Origin of the sequence: Edwardsiella sp. EA181011 (genome assembly GCF_000800725.1) — a bacterium.
GTDB classification, from domain to species: Bacteria; Pseudomonadota; Gammaproteobacteria; order Enterobacterales; family Enterobacteriaceae; genus Edwardsiella; species Edwardsiella anguillarum.
The window spans coordinates 19,913-37,913 of sequence record NZ_CP011364.1 but is presented as its reverse complement, the minus strand read 5'-3'; the positions used below and the strand labels follow the sequence as shown (position 1 = coordinate 37,913).

The window sequence follows — 18,001 nt, the reverse complement described above, 5'->3', positions numbered from 1 at the left end:
GCATATCCTTCCGTATGTGATGTTGTGCTCTGCACGCTTGATTCTTTATTGTTTCCGTTGCTTATTTACGACTGATCGCCTTGACGATACGGTCACCGCTGAACTGGATCAAATACACTAAAACGACCAGCAATACTAATACCGTATTCATTACCGTCGCGTTGTAACCGATATAACCGTACTGGTAGCCGATCTGCCCGAGGCCACCGGCGCCGACTGCTCCCCCCATCGCCGAGTAGCCGACCAGCGTGATCAGCGTAATGGTCGCCGCGTTAATCAGCCCCGGCAGCGCCTCCGGCAACAGGATCTTGTTGACGATCTGCATCGGGGTCGCTCCCATTGCCCGCGCCGCTTCAATCAGGCCGCTTGGGATCTCCAGCAGGCTGTTTTCCACCATTCGGGCAATGAAGGGCGCAGCGCCGATGGTCAGGGGAACCAGCGCCGCCTGCAGGCCGATAGAGGTGCCAACGATCAGGCGAGTAAACGGAATCATCCAGACCAGTAGGATGATAAATGGGATGGAGCGAAAGATATTCACCAGCGCGGACAGCAGCTTATACAGCCGAGCATTTTCCAGAATTTGCCCCGGGCGCGAGGTGTACAGCAGTACGCCGACCGGCAGTCCGATGACAAAGCCAAAGAAACCGGAGACCAGAGTCATGACGACGGTTTCCCAGATGCCGCGAACCATTAACCACATCATTGCCTCAGACATAACCCAGTACCTCAACTTTCACGTGATGCTGTTCAAAAAAGGCGATAGCGGCTCGGGCATCGGCATCGTCGCCGTGGACTTCGGCCAACATAACGCCAAACTTCACTCCGCCGGCATAATCCATCTGGGAGCTGAGAATGCTGATGTCGACATTGAAACGCCGCACCGCCTGTGAAATCAGCGGCGCATCGACCGACTGGCCGGTAAACTCCAGGCGTAGCAACGGCTGGCTATCGGCGCCGCGGGTGGGCGTCATCCGCTTGGCGAAGTCATCCGGGATATCCAGATGCAGCGTGGCGTGGATAAACTGCTGGGCCAGCGGCGTCTTGGGATGCGAGAACACCTCGCCGACGCTGCCCTGTTCGATCAGCTTTCCCTGACTGATGACGGCAACCTGATCGCAGATACGCTTGACCACGTCCATCTCATGGGTGATCAGCAGAATGGTCAGCCCCAGGCGGCGGTTGATATCTTTCAACAGCTCCAGAATCGCGCGGGTGGTAGCCGGATCCAGCGCACTGGTGGCTTCGTCGCATAGCAGCACTTTGGGGTTACTGGCCAATGCTCGGGCGATAGCCACGCGCTGTTTCTGACCGCCGGAGAGGTTAGCGGGGTAAGCATCGCGCTTGTCTGCTAGACCGACCAATGCCAGCAGTTCGGTAACCCGGCGCGCGATCTCATCGCGCGGTACGCGATCCAGCTCCAGCGGCAAGGCGACGTTGCCATAGACCGTTCGCGAGGAGAGTAAATTGAAGTGCTGGAAAATCATGCCGATTTGGCGGCGCGTACGCGTCAGCTGTCCGGTGCTCATCGCCGTCAGATCCTGGCCGTCGACGCAAACCTGCCCCTGCGTTGGACGCTCGAGTAAATTGACGCAGCGGATCAGGGTGCTTTTACCCGCGCCGGATGAACCGATTACGCCGTAAATCTGTCCGGCGGGCACGTGCAGCGACACATCGTCCAGCGCGCTGATACGGCGCTGTCCCTGCTGGAATACCTTGGTGATATGAGTGAGTTTGATCATTTTTATATTTTTTCTTCGCCGTGGCCTGGGCCGTCATCATCAGTGATTTGAGTCACGTTATACGCTGGAGTGGATGTTAAGGCGTCTAGACGTCTAAGTCAACCGGTGAACGGTCAGTATGGCACGCTCTTTTTTCCGTGGAAACGTGCGATACTGTGCGCCGATTTCTCGTTTTAAGGAGTAATAGGTAAATGGCCCAGCAGATTCCTGCCATTTTTCTCGATCGTGACGGCACGATGAACGTCGATCACGGCTATGTACACGACAGCGACGACTTTCAGTTTATTGATGGCGTGATTGACGCCATGCGCGAACTGAAGGCGATGGGGTTTGCCCTGGTGATGGTGACCAACCAGTCCGGCATCGCCCGCGGGATGTTTACGGAGGATCAGTTTATGCACCTGACTGAGTGGATGGACTGGTCACTGGCCGATCGCGGCGTGGATCTGGACGGTATCTACTATTGTCCGCATCACCCGCAGGGTACGGTGCCCGAATACACACAGGCGTGCGACTGCCGTAAACCCCAGCCAGGCATGCTGCTGGAGGCACAGCGTTTTCTGCATATAGATATGGCGGCCTCATATATGGTCGGCGATAAGCTGGAGGATTTACAGGCGGCGCAGGCGGCCGGCGTGGGAACCAAGGTTCTCGTGCGCAGCGGTAAACCCCTGAGTGCGGACGGCGAGGCGTTGGCGGACATTGTGTTGGATAGCCTGGCGCAGCTACCGCAGGCGATTAAAGCCCGCCAGTAGTCGTTTATTTCTCCGCTTTGGTCGAAAATGGTGCAGGTGATAAAAAAGTTGAAATTAAGACTTGTCTCGTCGCGAGAAGTCCCTATAATGCGCCTCCACTGACCGGGAACAACGACCAACTCGTCGCCCAGTCAGGCAGAGAAAGCAAAAATAAATGCTTGACTCTGCGGGCGAAAAGCGTAGTATACGCAGCCCACGCCGGTGATAACTCAACGGGTTTTCACGGCGACGCTCTTTAACAAATTATCAGACAATCTGTGTGGGCACTCGCAAGATTCGTATTAAGCATTCCTCGGAATGCCAAAATATTTAAAGTCTTGAAGAGTGACAGCAGTTAATTCATTACGAATAAACAGTTTAATTTCTTTGAGCATCAAGCTTTTAATTGAAGAGTTTGATCATGGCTCAGATTGAACGCTGGCGGCAGGCTTAACACATGCAAGTCGAGCGGTAGCAGGGAGAAAGCTTGCTTTCTCCGCTGACGAGCGGCGGACGGGTGAGTAATGTCTGGGGATCTGCCTGATGGAGGGGGATAACTACTGGAAACGGTAGCTAATACCGCATAACGTCGCAAGACCAAAGTGGGGGACCTTCGGGCCTCATGCCATCAGATGAACCCAGATGGGATTAGCTAGTAGGTGGGGTAATGGCTCACCTAGGCGACGATCCCTAGCTGGTCTGAGAGGATGACCAGCCACACTGGAACTGAGACACGGTCCAGACTCCTACGGGAGGCAGCAGTGGGGAATATTGCACAATGGGCGCAAGCCTGATGCAGCCATGCCGCGTGTATGAAGAAGGCCTTCGGGTTGTAAAGTACTTTCAGTAGGGAGGAAGGTGTGAGCGTTAATAGCGTTCACAATTGACGTTACCTACAGAAGAAGCACCGGCTAACTCCGTGCCAGCAGCCGCGGTAATACGGAGGGTGCAAGCGTTAATCGGAATTACTGGGCGTAAAGCGCACGCAGGCGGTTTGTTAAGTTGGATGTGAAATCCCCGGGCTTAACCTGGGAACTGCATCCAAGACTGGCAAGCTAGAGTCTCGTAGAGGGAGGTAGAATTCCAGGTGTAGCGGTGAAATGCGTAGAGATCTGGAGGAATACCGGTGGCGAAGGCGGCCTCCTGGACGAAGACTGACGCTCAGGTGCGAAAGCGTGGGGAGCAAACAGGATTAGATACCCTGGTAGTCCACGCTGTAAACGATGTCGATTTGGAGGTTGTGCCCTTGAGGCGTGGCTTCCGAAGCTAACGCGTTAAATCGACCGCCTGGGGAGTACGGCCGCAAGGTTAAAACTCAAATGAATTGACGGGGGCCCGCACAAGCGGTGGAGCATGTGGTTTAATTCGATGCAACGCGAAGAACCTTACCTACTCTTGACATCCAGCGAATCCTGTAGAGATACGGGAGTGCCTTCGGGAACGCTGAGACAGGTGCTGCATGGCTGTCGTCAGCTCGTGTTGTGAAATGTTGGGTTAAGTCCCGCAACGAGCGCAACCCTTATCCTTTGTTGCCAGCGGTTCGGCCGGGAACTCAAAGGAGACTGCCAGTGATAAACTGGAGGAAGGTGGGGATGACGTCAAGTCATCATGGCCCTTACGAGTAGGGCTACACACGTGCTACAATGGCGTATACAAAGAGAAGCGACCTCGCGAGAGCAAGCGGACCTCATAAAGTACGTCGTAGTCCGGATTGGAGTCTGCAACTCGACTCCATGAAGTCGGAATCGCTAGTAATCGTGGATCAGAATGCCACGGTGAATACGTTCCCGGGCCTTGTACACACCGCCCGTCACACCATGGGAGTGGGTTGCAAAAGAAGTAGGTAGCTTAACCTTCGGGAGGGCGCTTACCACTTTGTGATTCATGACTGGGGTGAAGTCGTAACAAGGTAACCGTAGGGGAACCTGCGGTTGGATCACCTCCTTACCTGAAGATACGAAATTGTGTAGTGCTCACACAGATTGTCTGATAGATGTTCGAGCAAACGCGTCTGCGAAGCCGACCCTTGTGTCCCCTTCGTCTAGAGGCCTAGGACACCGCCCTTTCACGGCGGTAACAGGGGTTCGAATCCCCTAGGGGACGCCATTTGCGGTATCGGGTGAAAGACGGTGCCAACAGTATTGCAAAACGGACTTACGAGTCATGTTTGCAATATTTTGCTCTTTAACAATCTGGAACAAGCTGAAAATTCGAAAACAATCGAATTGCTTTTAATAAGTGATTCGAGAGTCTCTCAAATGCTTACAGCACGAAGTGAAACACCTTCGGGTTGTGAGGTTAAGTGACTAAGCGTACACGGTGGATGCCTAGGCAGTCAGAGGCGATGAAGGACGTGCTAATCTGCGATAAGCGTCGGTGAGCTGATATGAAGCATTATTAGCCGGCGATGTCCGAATGGGGAAACCCAGTGCAATCCGTTGCACTATCGTTAAGTGAATACATAGCTTAACGAGGCGAACCAGGGGAACTGAAACATCTAAGTACCCTGAGGAAAAGAAATCAACCGAGATTCCCCCAGTAGCGGCGAGCGAACGGGGAAGAGCCCAGAACCTGAATCAGTTTGTGCATTAGTGGAAGCGTCTGGAAAGTCGCGCGATACAGGGTGATAGCCCCGTACACGAAGGTGCACAGCTGTGAGTTCGATGAGTAGGGCGGGACACGTGTTATCCTGTCTGAATATGGGGGGACCATCCTCCAAGGCTAAATACTCCTGACTGACCGATAGTGAACCAGTACCGTGAGGGAAAGGCGAAAAGAACCCCGGCGAGGGGAGTGAAATAGAACCTGAAACCGTGTACGTACAAGCAGTGGGAGCATCCTTCGGGGTGTGACTGCGTACCTTTTGTATAATGGGTCAGCGACTTATATTTTGTAGCAAGGTTAACCGAATAGGGGAGCCGTAGGGAAACCGAGTCTTAACTGGGCGTCTAGTTGCAAGGTATAGACCCGAAACCCGGTGATCTAGCCATGGGCAGGTTGAAGGTTGGGTAACACTAACTGGAGGACCGAACCGACTAATGTTGAAAAATTAGCGGATGACTTGTGGCTGGGGGTGAAAGGCCAATCAAACCGGGAGATAGCTGGTTCTCCCCGAAAGCTATTTAGGTAGCGCCTCGTGAACTCATCTTCGGGGGTAGAGCACTGTTTCGGCTAGGGGGTCATCCCGACTTACCAACCCGATGCAAACTACGAATACCGAAGAATGTTATCACGGGAGACACACGGCGGGTGCTAACGTCCGTCGTGAAGAGGGAAACAACCCAGACCGCCAGCTAAGGTCCCAAAGTCATGGTTAAGTGGGAAACGATGTGGGAAGGCATAGACAGCCAGGATGTTGGCTTAGAAGCAGCCATCATTTAAAGAAAGCGTAATAGCTCACTGGTCGAGTCGGCCTGCGCGGAAGATGTAACGGGGCTAAACCATGCACCGAAGCTGCGGCAGCGACGCTTAGGCGTTGTTGGGTAGGGGAGCGTTCTGTAAGCCGTTGAAGGTGGCCTGTGAGGGCTGCTGGAGGTATCAGAAGTGCGAATGCTGACATAAGTAACGATAAAGCGGGTGAAAAGCCCGCTCGCCGGAAGACCAAGGGTTCCTGTCCAACGTTAATCGGGGCAGGGTAAGTCGACCCCTAAGGCGAGGCCGAAAGGCGTAGTCGATGGGAAACAGGTTAATATTCCTGTACTTGGTGTTATTGCGAAGGGGGGACGGAGAAGGCTAGACCGGCCGGGCGACGGTTGTCCCGGTTTAAGCGTGTAGGTGTGATGACCTGGCAAATCCGGTCATCTTTAACACTGAGGCGTGATGACGAGGCACTACGGTGCTGAAGTGGTTAATGCCCTGCTTCCAGGAAAAGCCTCTAAGCTTCAGATAACACTGAATCGTACCCCAAACCGACACAGGTGGTCAGGTAGAGAATACCAAGGCGCTTGAGAGAACTCGGGTGAAGGAACTAGGCAAAATGGTGCCGTAACTTCGGGAGAAGGCACGCTGGCATGTAGGTGAAGTCCTTTGCGGATGGAGCCGAAGCCAGTCGAAGATACCAGCTGGCTGCAACTGTTTAATAAAAACACAGCACTCTGCAAACACGAAAGTGGACGTATAGGGTGTGACGCCTGCCCGGTGCTGGAAGGTTAATTGATGGGGTCAGCCGCAAGGCGAAGCTCTTGATCGAAGCCCCAGTAAACGGCGGCCGTAACTATAACGGTCCTAAGGTAGCGAAATTCCTTGTCGGGTAAGTTCCGACCTGCACGAATGGCGTAATGATGGCCAGGCTGTCTCCACCCGAGACTCAGTGAAATTGAACTCGCTGTGAAGATGCAGTGTACCCGCGGCAAGACGGAAAGACCCCGTGAACCTTTACTATAGCTTGACACTGAACATTGAACCTTGATGTGTAGGATAGGTGGGAGGCTTTGAAGTGTGGACGCCAGTCTGCATGGAGCCGACCTTGAAATACCACCCTTTAATGTTTGATGTTCTAACCTGGCCCCGTGATCCGGGGTAGGGACAGTGTCTGGTGGGTAGTTTGACTGGGGCGGTCTCCTCCCAAAGAGTAACGGAGGAGCACGAAGGTTAGCTAATCCTGGTCGGACATCAGGAGGTTAGTGCAAAGGCATAAGCTAGCTTGACTGCGAGAGTGACGGCTCGAGCAGGTGCGAAAGCAGGTCTTAGTGATCCGGTGGTTCTGAATGGAAGGGCCATCGCTCAACGGATAAAAGGTACTCCGGGGATAACAGGCTGATACCGCCCAAGAGTTCATATCGACGGCGGTGTTTGGCACCTCGATGTCGGCTCATCACATCCTGGGGCTGAAGTAGGTCCCAAGGGTATGGCTGTTCGCCATTTAAAGTGGTACGCGAGCTGGGTTTAGAACGTCGTGAGACAGTTCGGTCCCTATCTGCCGTGGGCGTTGGAAGATTGAGAGGGGCTGCTCCTAGTACGAGAGGACCGGAGTGGACGCACCGCTGGTGTTCGGGTTGTGATGCCAATTGCATTGCCCGGTAGCTACGTGCGGAAAAGATAAGCGCTGAAAGCATCTAAGCGCGAAACTTGCCTCGAGATGAGTCTTCCCTTGGGCCTTGAGCCCACTGAAGGAACGTTTAAGACTAAGACGTTGATAGGCTGGGTGTGTAAGCGTAGCGATACGTTGAGCTAACCAGTACTAATGATCCGTGAGACTTAACCTTACAACACCGAAGGTGTTTTTAGAGAGACGAATTTAGCTTGTTCAAGATTGGAACCGATGGCCAGTGATGGCGGTTGGTAAAACAGAATTTGCCTGGCGGCGATAGCGCGGTGGTCCCACCTGACCCCATGCCGAACTCAGAAGTGAAACGCCGTAGCGCCGATGGTAGTGTGGGGTCTCCCCATGCGAGAGTAGGGAACTGCCAGGCATCAAACAAACAAAAAGACCCCATGCGCAAGCATGGGGTCTTTTTGTTTATCTATCGTTTTATAGCCTAATCCCGCTGCACGATGTTAGATGCGCTTATCGTAAATGGCAGCATACTAAGTTATATGGATGTCAGAATTTAAGCCTCAGTAGGTTATCGATGTGGTTCGCCGATGGGGAAGACGGTGCAGTTCGTTACGCGAAAGAGAGTAGGATAAACGCGTTAGCGTTTGAACGTCGCGAGCGACGGCCCGCAGGGTGGTTCACTTAGTGAACCATAAACTGCCAGGCATCAAATAGACGGAAAGATCCCATGCGTAAGCATGAGGTCTTTTGTTTATCGGGCTGTTGTCGGGCAGTGGGCGACTCCCGAGGCGAACTGCGGCGCCGGCCGTGTATCTGAATGCCGCATGCGCTGGCCCGCCTTAAGGGATCTTCTTATCGCCGCCGTTTTCTGCAGGTGCGGATGGCGTAGGAGATTGTGCCGGAGGGCTAAACCATTTCTCCTGGCTGACCCATATCGCCTCCTTAGGCTGCATGACAAAGTGCGGAGACATAATTTGGACGCCAAAGCGGTTAAATACATCCAGAATATGGCCGTGCAGCGTGCTTTTTACCTGTGCCGGCGTCGCTCCCGCGACAATCTCTGCCCGTAGCTCATAGCTGACATACCAGTCCTGCAATTCGTTCTGCCGGATCGCGGGTTCGACATCGTGCTGTATTCCCTCGGTTTGCTGCAGCGCCAGTAGCAGCATGGCGTGAACTTGACGCCAGGGAACATCGTAGCCGATGGTGACCCCGGTACTGATAATAATCCCGCCGTGAGCGGCGTGGGTACTGAGATTGACGATCTTGCCGCTGGCGACGACGGCGTTGGGGATCGTGACGTCAAAGCCTTCGCGGGTTTTCAGCTTGGTCGCCAGTATGCCAATATCATCAACAAAGCCGTCATACTCCCCTATGCGAACATAGTCCCCCTGGTGCAGGGCGCGTGAATAGATCAGGACCAGGCCGCTCATGGCATGGCTGACCAGACCCGCCGAGCCCAGCGTGATCATCAGTCCAAAAAAGACGCTGACGCCCTTGAACGCCAAGGTATCGGCGCCGGGGAAGAACGGGTAGGCCATCGACAGGGCGAACATCCAGATGATGACGCTGAGTAGGCGGCGGGTAGCCTTGATGGTATCCGGGTAGAGTCCCGGCAGCCTGAGGCGCCCGCTCTCCACCTGGCGGAACAGCAGGCGCAACAGGCGCTGGATCAGTAGCGCGATCGCGGCGATCGCGGCCAGGCTCAACAGATCCGGCAGCGCGGCGATCAGATCCTGTAACAGCTGTGCCGCCGCTGCCAGGCTAAAGCGATGAAGCGAGTAGCCCCAGTAGCGCGTGGCGGGAAATAGTTTTAAGGCCCATACCAGCCAGATATAGCTCGCAATGGCGCATCCCAGCAGCAGGAGTGCCGCTGATATGCGGCGCTCAAGGCTGCCAACGTAGCTGCGTAGGCGATAGGGAACCCAGCCGCGATGCTGCATGATGAGGATATCGAAATGGCTGCGGATCCGTTTTTGCACTCGCCGCGCTAGCCACAGCAGCGCCAATAGCAGCGCACTGCCGCCGGCGAATCGCAGCGCCGCGAGCGCCAGATAGTGCGTCGAATGCTGCTCTATCAACGCCCCGCGCAGATTTTCCAGCCGCTGCTGTATGCGCTCTGCCGCCTGATCCAACGACAGGTCGTCGCCAACGTCCAGATCCTGCTGGGCTAGCAGCAGCAGCGGTTTTCCATTGATAGAGAACAGGCGCACCGGCTGACCATAGCGCTGAGTCGGGGTGATCTGCACCGGCGACAGCAGATCGCCCGGCGCGATCTTCTGCAGATCTTGCGCCGCCTGTTTGACCCGCTCCTCCGGCGTCGCCAGGCCAAAGTGAGCCTGCAGCATCACGATCGGCTGCTGTAGGATAGTGACGGTGCGGGCCTGCTCGGCCTCGTCCGGCGCCAGGCGTGGCTCGGCGGCGCTAAGGGCTGCGCCCCACATTAGTGACAACAGCGGCAGGATAACGCGCAGGAGACGAACCATCGCATCTATCTCGGTGACGTTCAGATGCTATGAGTATAAGCGCGGCCTGTGCAAAGCGTGCGGCGGGAGATAAAAAGGCCTCCAGAGTGGGAGGCCATGAGATGGGCGTTACAGAATGCGGCTGATGAGGCGATCGACGCGAATACGGCGCAGGCGGCGGATCAGCTTGCGCACTTTCAGCGGATATTGCTGGATGGTTTCCAGATCCTCATAGCTACGCACGGCCTGGGTATGACGGCGGATACACTCCAGTTCGTGCTGACGCTGATGCTGGATCTCGCCCTGCGGATCGTGGATTAAAATCGCATTCTCCAGATCCAGACGCCAGGCGCGCGGATTGAGATTGTTGCCGGTGATCAGCTGCCAGCGATCGTCGACCCACATGCCTTTCAGATGATAGGTATTGTCATCGTCGCGCCACAGGCGCACGGTCAGCTGCCCGTTATCGAGGTAGGGCTGGAGCCGGCTGATAAAGCGCCGCAGGTTGATCTCATACAGATAGGGCAGTGCGCCGATGATCTTGAATGGCTCTTCTTCCGGAACAAAGAAGTCATTGGCCTTCTTGTCCCCGACGATGATTTCAACCTGTTTTCCCTGGCGCAGCAGAAAGATAATATCGCGCACCAGCGGGGCTGGCAGGTTGAAATAGGGAGTACACAGCGTGAGCGTCCGCTCAGTGCTGCAGATAAGGTGGTGAATGGTCTTATTCAGGATATTCTGCTTACCCAGACCGGCCAACGGCGTCACCGCCAGCTCTTCGTTCCCAGCCTCTGCCGGCACCTGATAGCCACTATCGCGCAGCGCATGGCGGAACTGGCGGGTTTCATTACGGATCTCCGGGCTTTTAGGGCGATCGCAGCGATCCAGACGCTGTACCGCGGGGTTGCTCAGCAAGGTGGACTGAACAAATTGGCACATAACCCCGGCCAGGCGCGGATTTTGGATAAAGTGGTAGCGATCGTAGCGGTACTTGTCATGACGGTGCAGGTAGACATCGTTCAGGCTGGCGCCGCTGTAGATCACCCGATCGTCGATGATAAAACCTTTTAGATGCAGTACTCCCAGAGCCTCGCGCGTGTTGACCGGCACGCCATAGATCGGCACGATGACATCAGGGTATTCGCTGGCCATCCGGCAGTACCAGTCAGCATTGGTGTTGCTGGCCTCTGCGCCGATGCGGCCGCGCTGTGCCCGGTGCCAATCGACCAGAACGAAAATCTCCAGCTGCGGACGCTGCCGTTTAGCCTGATAGAGCGCATTTAACACGTCCCGGCCGCCATCGTCATTTTCCAGGTACAGCGCTACCAGATAGATCCGCTGAGTTGCCTGGCCGATGGCCTCCAGCAGCGCCTGACGGAATGCCGCTGGCGAAAACAGCGTTTCTACCTCACCGACCTGTTGCGGGAGTTTGGGCAGTTGAGCAAGGTGTTGTTGATGTTTGGCTCGCTTAAATTTGGACAACATCACAGTGCGCTTCTTCTCTTGTCGTAGTGCAGCGCGGGCGGTTGCACACGCTCAGTTTAACCAACGGAATCGGACGATAATAACACTAGTTTTATCCCGTTGCGTATGTTTTGCCACGATTTGTCGAAATTGTCTCAGCATTTTTCGCTGTCTGGCAGCGTACTGTCCGACAGCGATAGTGAAAGATTGACTATCCCGTCCTCCAGCAGAATTTCCACCTGAAAGCCGATTTTACGCGCCAGCGCGATCATGCCGCGGTTGGTTGGCATGGTGATGCCCTGTAGACGTCGTAGCTGGCGCTGACGCGCATAGCGGATCAGTTTATCCAGCAGGATAGAGCCTAAGCCCAGGCCGTGACGATCGCTGCGCACCAGCACGGCGAATTCTGCGTCGGTATTATCGGGGTCGATCAGCGCGCGGGTGACGCCGAGGATCTCCTCGCCCTGCGGCGTGGACTGTACCGCGACGAATGCCATCTCCCGCTCGTAGTCGATCTGGGTCATCTTAGCGAGATCTTCATGGGTAAACTCATTGATCTCACTGAAGTAACGATAGTAGAGGTCCTCTTTGCTGACGCGCTGGATAAACTGCTGAAGCAGGGGCTCATCCTCCGGGAGGATCGGGCGCAGCAGGGCGTCGCCGCCGTTTTTTAGCCGGATGGACTCCTTAAGCCGGTACGGATAAGGACAGATGGCAAGCCGGGTTGGTGCCGCGTGCCGATCGAGTAGCTGCAGTGAGACATCCAATAGGGTGAAGGTGCTCCCGCAGGCCAGCAGCGGATGAATTTCCAGACGCTGGATCGTTGGACAGTCGACGATCAGGTGGGATACCTGCACTAGCACCTGACTGAGCCCGGCGATATCCAGATCGGCCAGCGGCGCGCGCCGCCGAATATGGCCGCGCTTTTGCGCCTGGACTATCAGGTAACGGGCTAGGTTCATATTCAGCGGGGGGAGCGCCGCCGCGGCATCCCGCTGGGCATCCCACTCGGCGCCGCCTTCACCCAGCAAAATCAGCGGGCCGAAGACGGCGTCGTTCTCCACGCAGATACGTAGCTCCTGCGCCCCGATACGGTTGGCCGTACCCTGTACCAGAAGCCCTAAGATCCGCGCCTGGGGATAGGCCTGACGGGCTCGGTCGAAGATCGCATTGGCGGCCTGCTCGACCTCACGCGCGTTGCGCAGATAGAGCATGACGCCCTGAACATCCGAGTTATGGGCGATATCGGGGGAGCGCAGCTTAAGGGCGATGGGATAACCGATGCGCTCGGCGATATGCACCGCTTCGGTACTGTCGTTGGCTATCCAGCCCGGCAGGGTATCCAGGCCGTAGCAGGCCAGAATATCGCGCACCTCATGGGTATCGAGGCGGGTGACGCCGTCGGCCTGCGCCTGTGCCAGCAGACGATGAGCCAGCGCGGTATTGGCCGGCAGACTGGCGGGCAGGGCCGGGGTTTCCATCAGCTGCCGCTGGTTGCGCCGGTATTCAACCATGTGCATAAAGGCGGTGACCGCCCCCTCGGGGGTGCGATAGGTCGGAATGCCCGCCTCGCTGAAGAGACGGCGGGCCTCTTGAGAAGTGTTTTCTCCGCTCCAGTTGGTCATCAGCGTCACATGGCGGGCTCGCGGGTGTGCGCTCAGCGTTTCGATCAGGGCGCGAGCGGTTTCGGTTGCCGGCGCAGTCGCGCTGGGTGCGTGCTGGATCAGCAGCGCATCGTAACAGCGGCTGTCGAGCAGGCGCTGTAGCGCGGCCTGGTAGCGGGCCGGCGTAGCATCGTCGCGCAGATCGATCGGACCCTGTAGGTAGGTCTCTGCCGGCAGCGCCGCGCACAGCGCGCTGTGCAGCGCATCATCGCACGGGGCGGGATGGCCACCGCGGCGCTGTAGCTCATCCAGCGCCATGGCGATCGGGGCGGCGCCGTTGCCGACGATCAGCAGCCGCTCTCCGCGCAGGGGATGCATATGGCTGAGGGTTTCTACCGCGGAAAACAGCTCGTGGGTATTTTGCACCCGCAGCAGCCCGGCGCGCTGAATGGCGGCGTCGTAGGCGATATCGAGCCCCGCCGCCTCGCCTAGCACGCGTCGCGCCTGCGGAGTACGCCCGCTTTTAATCACCAGGATCGGTTTGTTGCGCGCCGCGCTGCGCGCGGCCGACAGGAAGCGCCGCGCATCGTGCAGGTGTTCGAGATAGAGCAGGATCGCACTAGTTTTAGCATCCCGCGCCAGATAGTCCAGCAGCTCGTCGACGTCGGTGTCCAGGCTATCGCCTAGCGCTACAAAGAGAGAGAAGCCGATCTCACGCTGGCGAGCCCAGTCGAGAATGGTGTTAGATACCGCCGCTGACTGGGAGATAAAGGCCAGGCGCCCTGGCAGGATCGGTACCGGGGAGAAGCTGGCGTTAAGCTTTTGCCAGGGCGCCAGCAGCCCCAGGCTGTTGGGGCCCAGCAGTCGTACACCGTAGCGTAAGGCGAGGCTGCGTAGCGCGTCGGCCTGTGAGGCTGGGGAGGCGATGACGATGGCGGCTCGGCAGCCTTTCGTGCCCAGTTCGGCGATCAGGGCCGGGGTTCGCTGGGCGTTGGTACATAGGATGGCCAAATCCGGCACACAGGGTAAGTCGGCGATCGTCGGGTAGGCCAGCACGCCGCAGACGGCCTGATAGCGCGGTGTCACCGGCATTATCGGGCCGGGGAATCCTCCATTGAGCAGATTCAGCATAACCAGATGGCCGTTGCGTCCCGGCTGATTGGAGGCGCCGATGACGGCGATGGATTTGGGGCGTAACAGGGATTCGAGACTGCGTTGGCTCATGCCATCCTCCTGTGCGGTTTACCCAGCGGCTGATCGCGGCGAAATGCGCCAGATGGCATGATTCTAGAGGCTTTACTCCACGGCTGCAGCGACGGGCACCTGAGGGTGCGATTTACCTAGCAAATATTGCTGACGGAAATGGTGAAAGTGCTGCAGCAGTCCCTGCGATGCCAGCCGATCGTCCGCCAGCGCCAGCAGCGCAGCGGCGACTTCGGCGGTGCAGTACTGTTCTGGGCGATGAGCTTCCCGTAGAAGATAGCCGGGTGCCTGTGCCATGTTGATGGAGAAGACCGGGAACCTGTCCAGATAGGGGCTTTTGCGGAACATTTTGCGCGCCTCCGGCCAGGTGCCGTCCAGCATGATAAACAGCGGGCGGCGCTCATCGTGTCGTACCTCGGTGACGACGCGCTCTGGCTCAGCGTAGCTTCCCGGGAAGACCACGTATGGCTGGTAGGCAGGGTCATCGAGCAGCTGCAGCAGCTGCGGATCCGGCTGCGTCCTGGACCAGCCGTAGGCCAGGGTATCCGGCAGGACATCGGCGATCAGACGCCCGGTATTGCTGGGCTTCAGCGGCTCGGTATCATACATCATCAGGCAAAAGCGGCTATGGGCCGGGTAGCTGGCCAGCGTATCGCACAGGCAGTGGATCTGCGGTAGCAGGCAGCGCTGGCAGCGCTGCACGCGGCAGCCGCGTGCGTGAAATGGACGGGTTGACTGGCTCAGGCGCGCGGTGCGTAGGCGCAGTACGGCATTGGCGGACATGGTGTTCTCAGGGGTGAGCAAAACCGCTATTTTAAACAAGCCTCGTCACCGGGTACAGCGTCAAACGGCCCCGCGCGTGGGCCGTTTGGTTGATCTTGGGATCAGGCCTGCTTGGCCAGCTGCTCATCCAGCCAGGCTTCAAACGGCGCCTGGGGCATCGCGCCATTGAGCATATCTACGCGTTGGCCGTTGCGGTATAGCATGATGGTCGGGATGCTACGAATGCGGAAACGGCTGCTCAGCGCCGGCTGATCCTCGGTATTCACCTTGATACAGCGCACTTCGCCAGCCCGCGCCGCGGCGACGGCGGCGAAGACGGGGGCGAATCCCTGGCAGGGGCCGCACCACGGCGCCCAGAAGTCGATCAGTACCGGCAGGTCATCCTGCAACAGTTTATCCAGCGTCTCTTCGCTGGCGTTGACGATGGCGCCGTCAAACAGGGCATGGCTGCAGCGGCCACACTTTGCCTGTTCGCTGCGGCGATCGTCGGGAATACGGTTGGTTGTATGACAGGCGGGACAGACAGTGTTCATGATTATCCTCAGACATAAAACGGCGAAACTACAGTCGGGACATCCTCTGGCGTTTCAGCTAGGTTAAGCATTATTGTGCTGTATGATGGGGACCACAATCAGATTTACCCAATGACTATAATAGATAGCAGCTTTTATGCTTGGCATATGGCAACGCGTACTCACATCAGGTAATCTTCGCGCCTTGCGCGTAGGTGGAGAAAGTAATGAGCGACTCTTTGAATGGTAAAAACGGTAAAGTAAAAGTGATGTATGTTCGCGACTCGGACGCTGCCGATGATCGTCAGTCGCGTGCCCCCGCGAAGGGTCGTCCGGGTGCGCGCGGCGACCGCAGCCGCAGCGATCGTAATGACCGTGGCGATCGCAGCCGCAGCGATCGTAATGACCGTGGCGATCGCAGCCGCAGCGATCGTAATGACCGCGGCGACCGCAGCCGCAGCGATCGCAGTGACCGCGGCGATCGCGCAGCCCGTCCGGCGCGCAGTGAGAAGGGCGGCGGTGATCGTTCACCGTGGCGTACGGTCTCTCTGGGCGATAACGGTGGCGTAGGCGCTGAAAGCGATCACGGCGGTATCAGCGGTAAAAGCTTTATCGATCCGGAACAACTGCGTCGTCAGCGCGCCGAAGAGACGCGAGTATATGGCGAGAATGCCTGCCAGGCACTGTTTGCGAGCCGTCCGGAGGCCATCGTTCGTGCCTGGTTCCTGCAGGCCGTAACGCCGCGTTTCCGGGATGCCCTGCGCTGGATGGCGGCTAACCGCAAGGCTTACCATGTGGTGGACGATGCCGAGCTGACCAAGGCGTCGGGGACCGATCATCACGGCGGCGTGTGTTTCCTGATTAAAAAGCGTCGCTCTCTTGATGCGCAGCAGTATCTGGCCAATCAGGCAGAGGATGCTGTGGACTGCGTGCTGGCGTTGGAGAATGTGGCCAACCCTCATAACCTGGGCGGCATTATGCGCACCTGTGCGCACTTTGGCATCCGCGGGATCATTGCCCCGGAGAGCGCTGCGCTGGAGTCTGGCGCAGCCGTTCGTACCGCCGAGGGCGGCGCGGAGCACGTACAGGCGATCGACGCTGAGGATTTTTCTGCGACGCTGGATACCTTCCGTCGCGCCGGCTATACCATTGTGACGACCTCCAGCCATAAGGGGACGACGCAGCTGCACCGTGCGACGCTGCCGGCGAAAATCGTGCTGGTGGTAGGGCATGAAGGCGATGGCTTGTCTGACGGCACGCTGCAGCAGGGCGATCTGAGCATCTCTATCGGTGGCACTGGCAGCGTTGAAAGCCTGAATGTGTCAGTTGCCACGGGGATTATGTTGGCCGAATGGTGGCGACAGAATGCGCGTTAATTGACGTGACCTGCATAAAAAAGGCCGGATATTCCGGCCTTTTTTCTTGGTTTGCGATGAGTTGCGACGCTTACTCTTCCAGATCGCCGCAGAAGCGGTAGCCTTCGCCGTGGATAGTGGCGATGATCTCCGGTGTGTCCGGCGTGGATTCGAAGTGCTTGCGAATACGGCGGATCGTGACGTCGACCGTACGATCGTGCGGCTTCAGCTCACGGCCGGTCATCTTCTTCAGCAGCTCGGCGCGAGACTGAATCTTGCCCGGATTCTCGCAGAAGTGCAGCATGGCGCGGAACTCGCTGCGTGGCAGCTTGTACTGCTCGCCATCGGGGCTGACCAGCGAGCGGCTGTTGATGTCCAGCTCCCAGCCGTTAAAGCGATAGAGCTCAACGCTTTTACGCTCTTCGGTTCCGCTGCCCAGGTTCATGGTGCGGGAGAGCAGGTTACGGGCACGGATGGTCAGTTCACGGGGGTTAAACGGTTTGGTGATGTAATCATCGGCGCCGATTTCCAGGCCGAGAATTTTGTCCACTTCGTTATCGCGACCGGTCAGGAACATCAGCGCGACATTTGCCTGTTCACGCAGTTCGCGCGCCAGTAACAGGCCGTTTTTCCCAGGCAGGTTGATGTCCATGATGACCAGATTGATGTCGAACTCAGACAGAATCTGATGCATCTCGGCACCATCATTGGCTTCATGAACGATATAACCTTCCGCTTCGAAAATACTTTTTAACGTATTACGAGTGACGAGTTCGTCCTCGACGATCAGAATGTGCGGGGTCTGCATGTTTTGCTACCTAAAATTGCCAACAAATAGAAAAATAGGGGGTGTACAGCAGTCCGGGAACCCAGAACACCAAATTATGGGCGGCTTAACCGCGGGGCTCTAGTGACTACGGTACGTAAACTCGTTCTTGATGCACTTTCCATCAACGTCAACAACATCGCTAGGTTGGTCAGGGGGTGTCACTCCCTACAGCCCCGGTGGTGCCAAAAGCGGCGCACATCCTAACCCTATTAACAGCAATATAACAGCGCATGCGTCAAATGCCACCTAACAAAACTATCCTTTGTTGACATATATCAAGTCCAATTGTAGCACGTTAACAGATTTGTGAAAAACAC

General features: G+C 56.9%; 10 protein-coding genes, 1 tRNA gene, 3 rRNA genes and 1 pseudogene. 7 read left to right on the top strand and 8 right to left on the bottom strand.

Annotated features, from left to right (window positions below; translation table 11 throughout):
• Nucleotides 1–61: 61 nt before the first annotated feature.
• Both QY76_RS00145 and metN read right to left on the bottom strand, forming a co-directional pair.
• Entirely contained in the window at nucleotides 62–715 is a 654-nt protein-coding gene (locus QY76_RS00145) for a methionine ABC transporter permease MetI (RefSeq protein WP_015460910.1), read from the bottom strand.
• The gene (gene metN / locus QY76_RS00140) at nucleotides 708–1,739 is read right to left on the bottom strand and encodes a methionine ABC transporter ATP-binding protein MetN (protein WP_034162750.1); all 1,032 of its coding nucleotides are present in this window, start codon (nucleotides 1,737–1,739) and stop codon (nucleotides 708–710) included. The genes QY76_RS00145 and metN overlap by 8 nt, the downstream gene beginning before the upstream one ends.
• Before the next feature lie 191 nt (nucleotides 1,740–1,930).
• Between metN and gmhB the strand changes: the two genes are divergently transcribed.
• The 5 genes from gmhB (at nucleotide 1,931) to rrf (ending at nucleotide 7,884) form a co-directional block, all read left to right on the top strand.
• The gene (gene gmhB, locus QY76_RS00135; RefSeq protein WP_034162749.1) at nucleotides 1,931–2,494 is read left to right on the top strand and encodes a D-glycero-beta-D-manno-heptose 1,7-bisphosphate 7-phosphatase; all 564 of its coding nucleotides are present in this window, start codon (nucleotides 1,931–1,933) and stop codon (nucleotides 2,492–2,494) included.
• 382 nt (nucleotides 2,495–2,876) lie between these two features.
• Nucleotides 2,877–4,420, top strand: a 16S ribosomal RNA gene (locus QY76_RS00130).
• 83 nt (nucleotides 4,421–4,503) lie between these two features.
• Nucleotides 4,504–4,579 (top strand) — tRNA-Glu (locus QY76_RS00125).
• 190 nt (nucleotides 4,580–4,769) lie between these two features.
• Nucleotides 4,770–7,677: ribosomal RNA gene (locus tag QY76_RS00120) — 23S ribosomal RNA — on the top strand.
• 91 nt (nucleotides 7,678–7,768) lie between these two features.
• A 5S ribosomal RNA gene (rrf, locus tag QY76_RS00115) occupies nucleotides 7,769–7,884 on the top strand.
• Together the 16S, 23S and 5S rRNA genes with 1 tRNA gene alongside form the textbook arrangement of a ribosomal RNA operon.
• Nucleotides 7,885–8,308: 424 nt before the next feature.
• On the opposite strand, the gene QY76_RS00110 is transcribed toward rrf, so the two are convergent.
• From QY76_RS00110 to trxC, 5 genes are all read right to left on the bottom strand, one after another.
• Nucleotides 8,309–9,955, bottom strand: a complete 1,647-nt coding sequence (locus tag QY76_RS00110) for a mechanosensitive ion channel family protein (RefSeq protein ID WP_034163054.1) — start codon at nucleotides 9,953–9,955, stop codon at nucleotides 8,309–8,311.
• A gap of 108 nt (nucleotides 9,956–10,063) precedes the next feature.
• Nucleotides 10,064–11,419: a CDP-diacylglycerol--serine O-phosphatidyltransferase gene (pssA, locus tag QY76_RS00105; RefSeq protein WP_045425205.1), complete on the bottom strand. Its 1,356-nt coding sequence runs from the start codon at nucleotides 11,417–11,419 to the stop codon at nucleotides 10,064–10,066.
• A 134-nt stretch (nucleotides 11,420–11,553) separates the two neighbouring features.
• Nucleotides 11,554–14,226: a bifunctional acetate--CoA ligase family protein/GNAT family N-acetyltransferase gene (locus QY76_RS00100; protein WP_045425203.1), complete on the bottom strand. Its 2,673-nt coding sequence runs from the start codon at nucleotides 14,224–14,226 to the stop codon at nucleotides 11,554–11,556.
• 72 nt (nucleotides 14,227–14,298) lie between these two features.
• Complete coding sequence (locus tag QY76_RS00095) at nucleotides 14,299–14,988, bottom strand: tRNA-uridine aminocarboxypropyltransferase (RefSeq protein WP_034163057.1); 690 nt, start codon at nucleotides 14,986–14,988, stop codon at nucleotides 14,299–14,301.
• Nucleotides 14,989–15,089: 101 nt separating this feature from the next.
• Complete coding sequence (gene trxC, locus QY76_RS00090) at nucleotides 15,090–15,521, bottom strand: thioredoxin TrxC (RefSeq protein WP_034163058.1); 432 nt, start codon at nucleotides 15,519–15,521, stop codon at nucleotides 15,090–15,092.
• A 206-nt stretch (nucleotides 15,522–15,727) separates the two neighbouring features.
• On the opposite strand from trxC, the gene QY76_RS00085 reads away from it, so the two are divergent.
• A complete protein-coding gene (locus QY76_RS00085) occupies nucleotides 15,728–16,876 on the top strand; it encodes a tRNA/rRNA methyltransferase (protein WP_034163059.1) in 1,149 nt (382 codons plus the stop codon).
• Nucleotides 16,877–16,946: 70 nt separating this feature from the next.
• On the opposite strand, the gene arcA is transcribed toward QY76_RS00085, so the two are convergent.
• A complete protein-coding gene (gene arcA, locus QY76_RS00080) occupies nucleotides 16,947–17,663 on the bottom strand; it encodes a two-component system response regulator ArcA (protein ID WP_034163060.1) in 717 nt (238 codons plus the stop codon).
• A gap of 102 nt (nucleotides 17,664–17,765) precedes the next feature.
• On the opposite strand from arcA, the pseudogene QY76_RS19120 reads away from it, so the two are divergent.
• Nucleotides 17,766–17,908, top strand: a pseudogene (locus QY76_RS19120) (hypothetical protein).
• The last annotated feature ends 93 nt before the right edge of the window (nucleotides 17,909–18,001 follow it).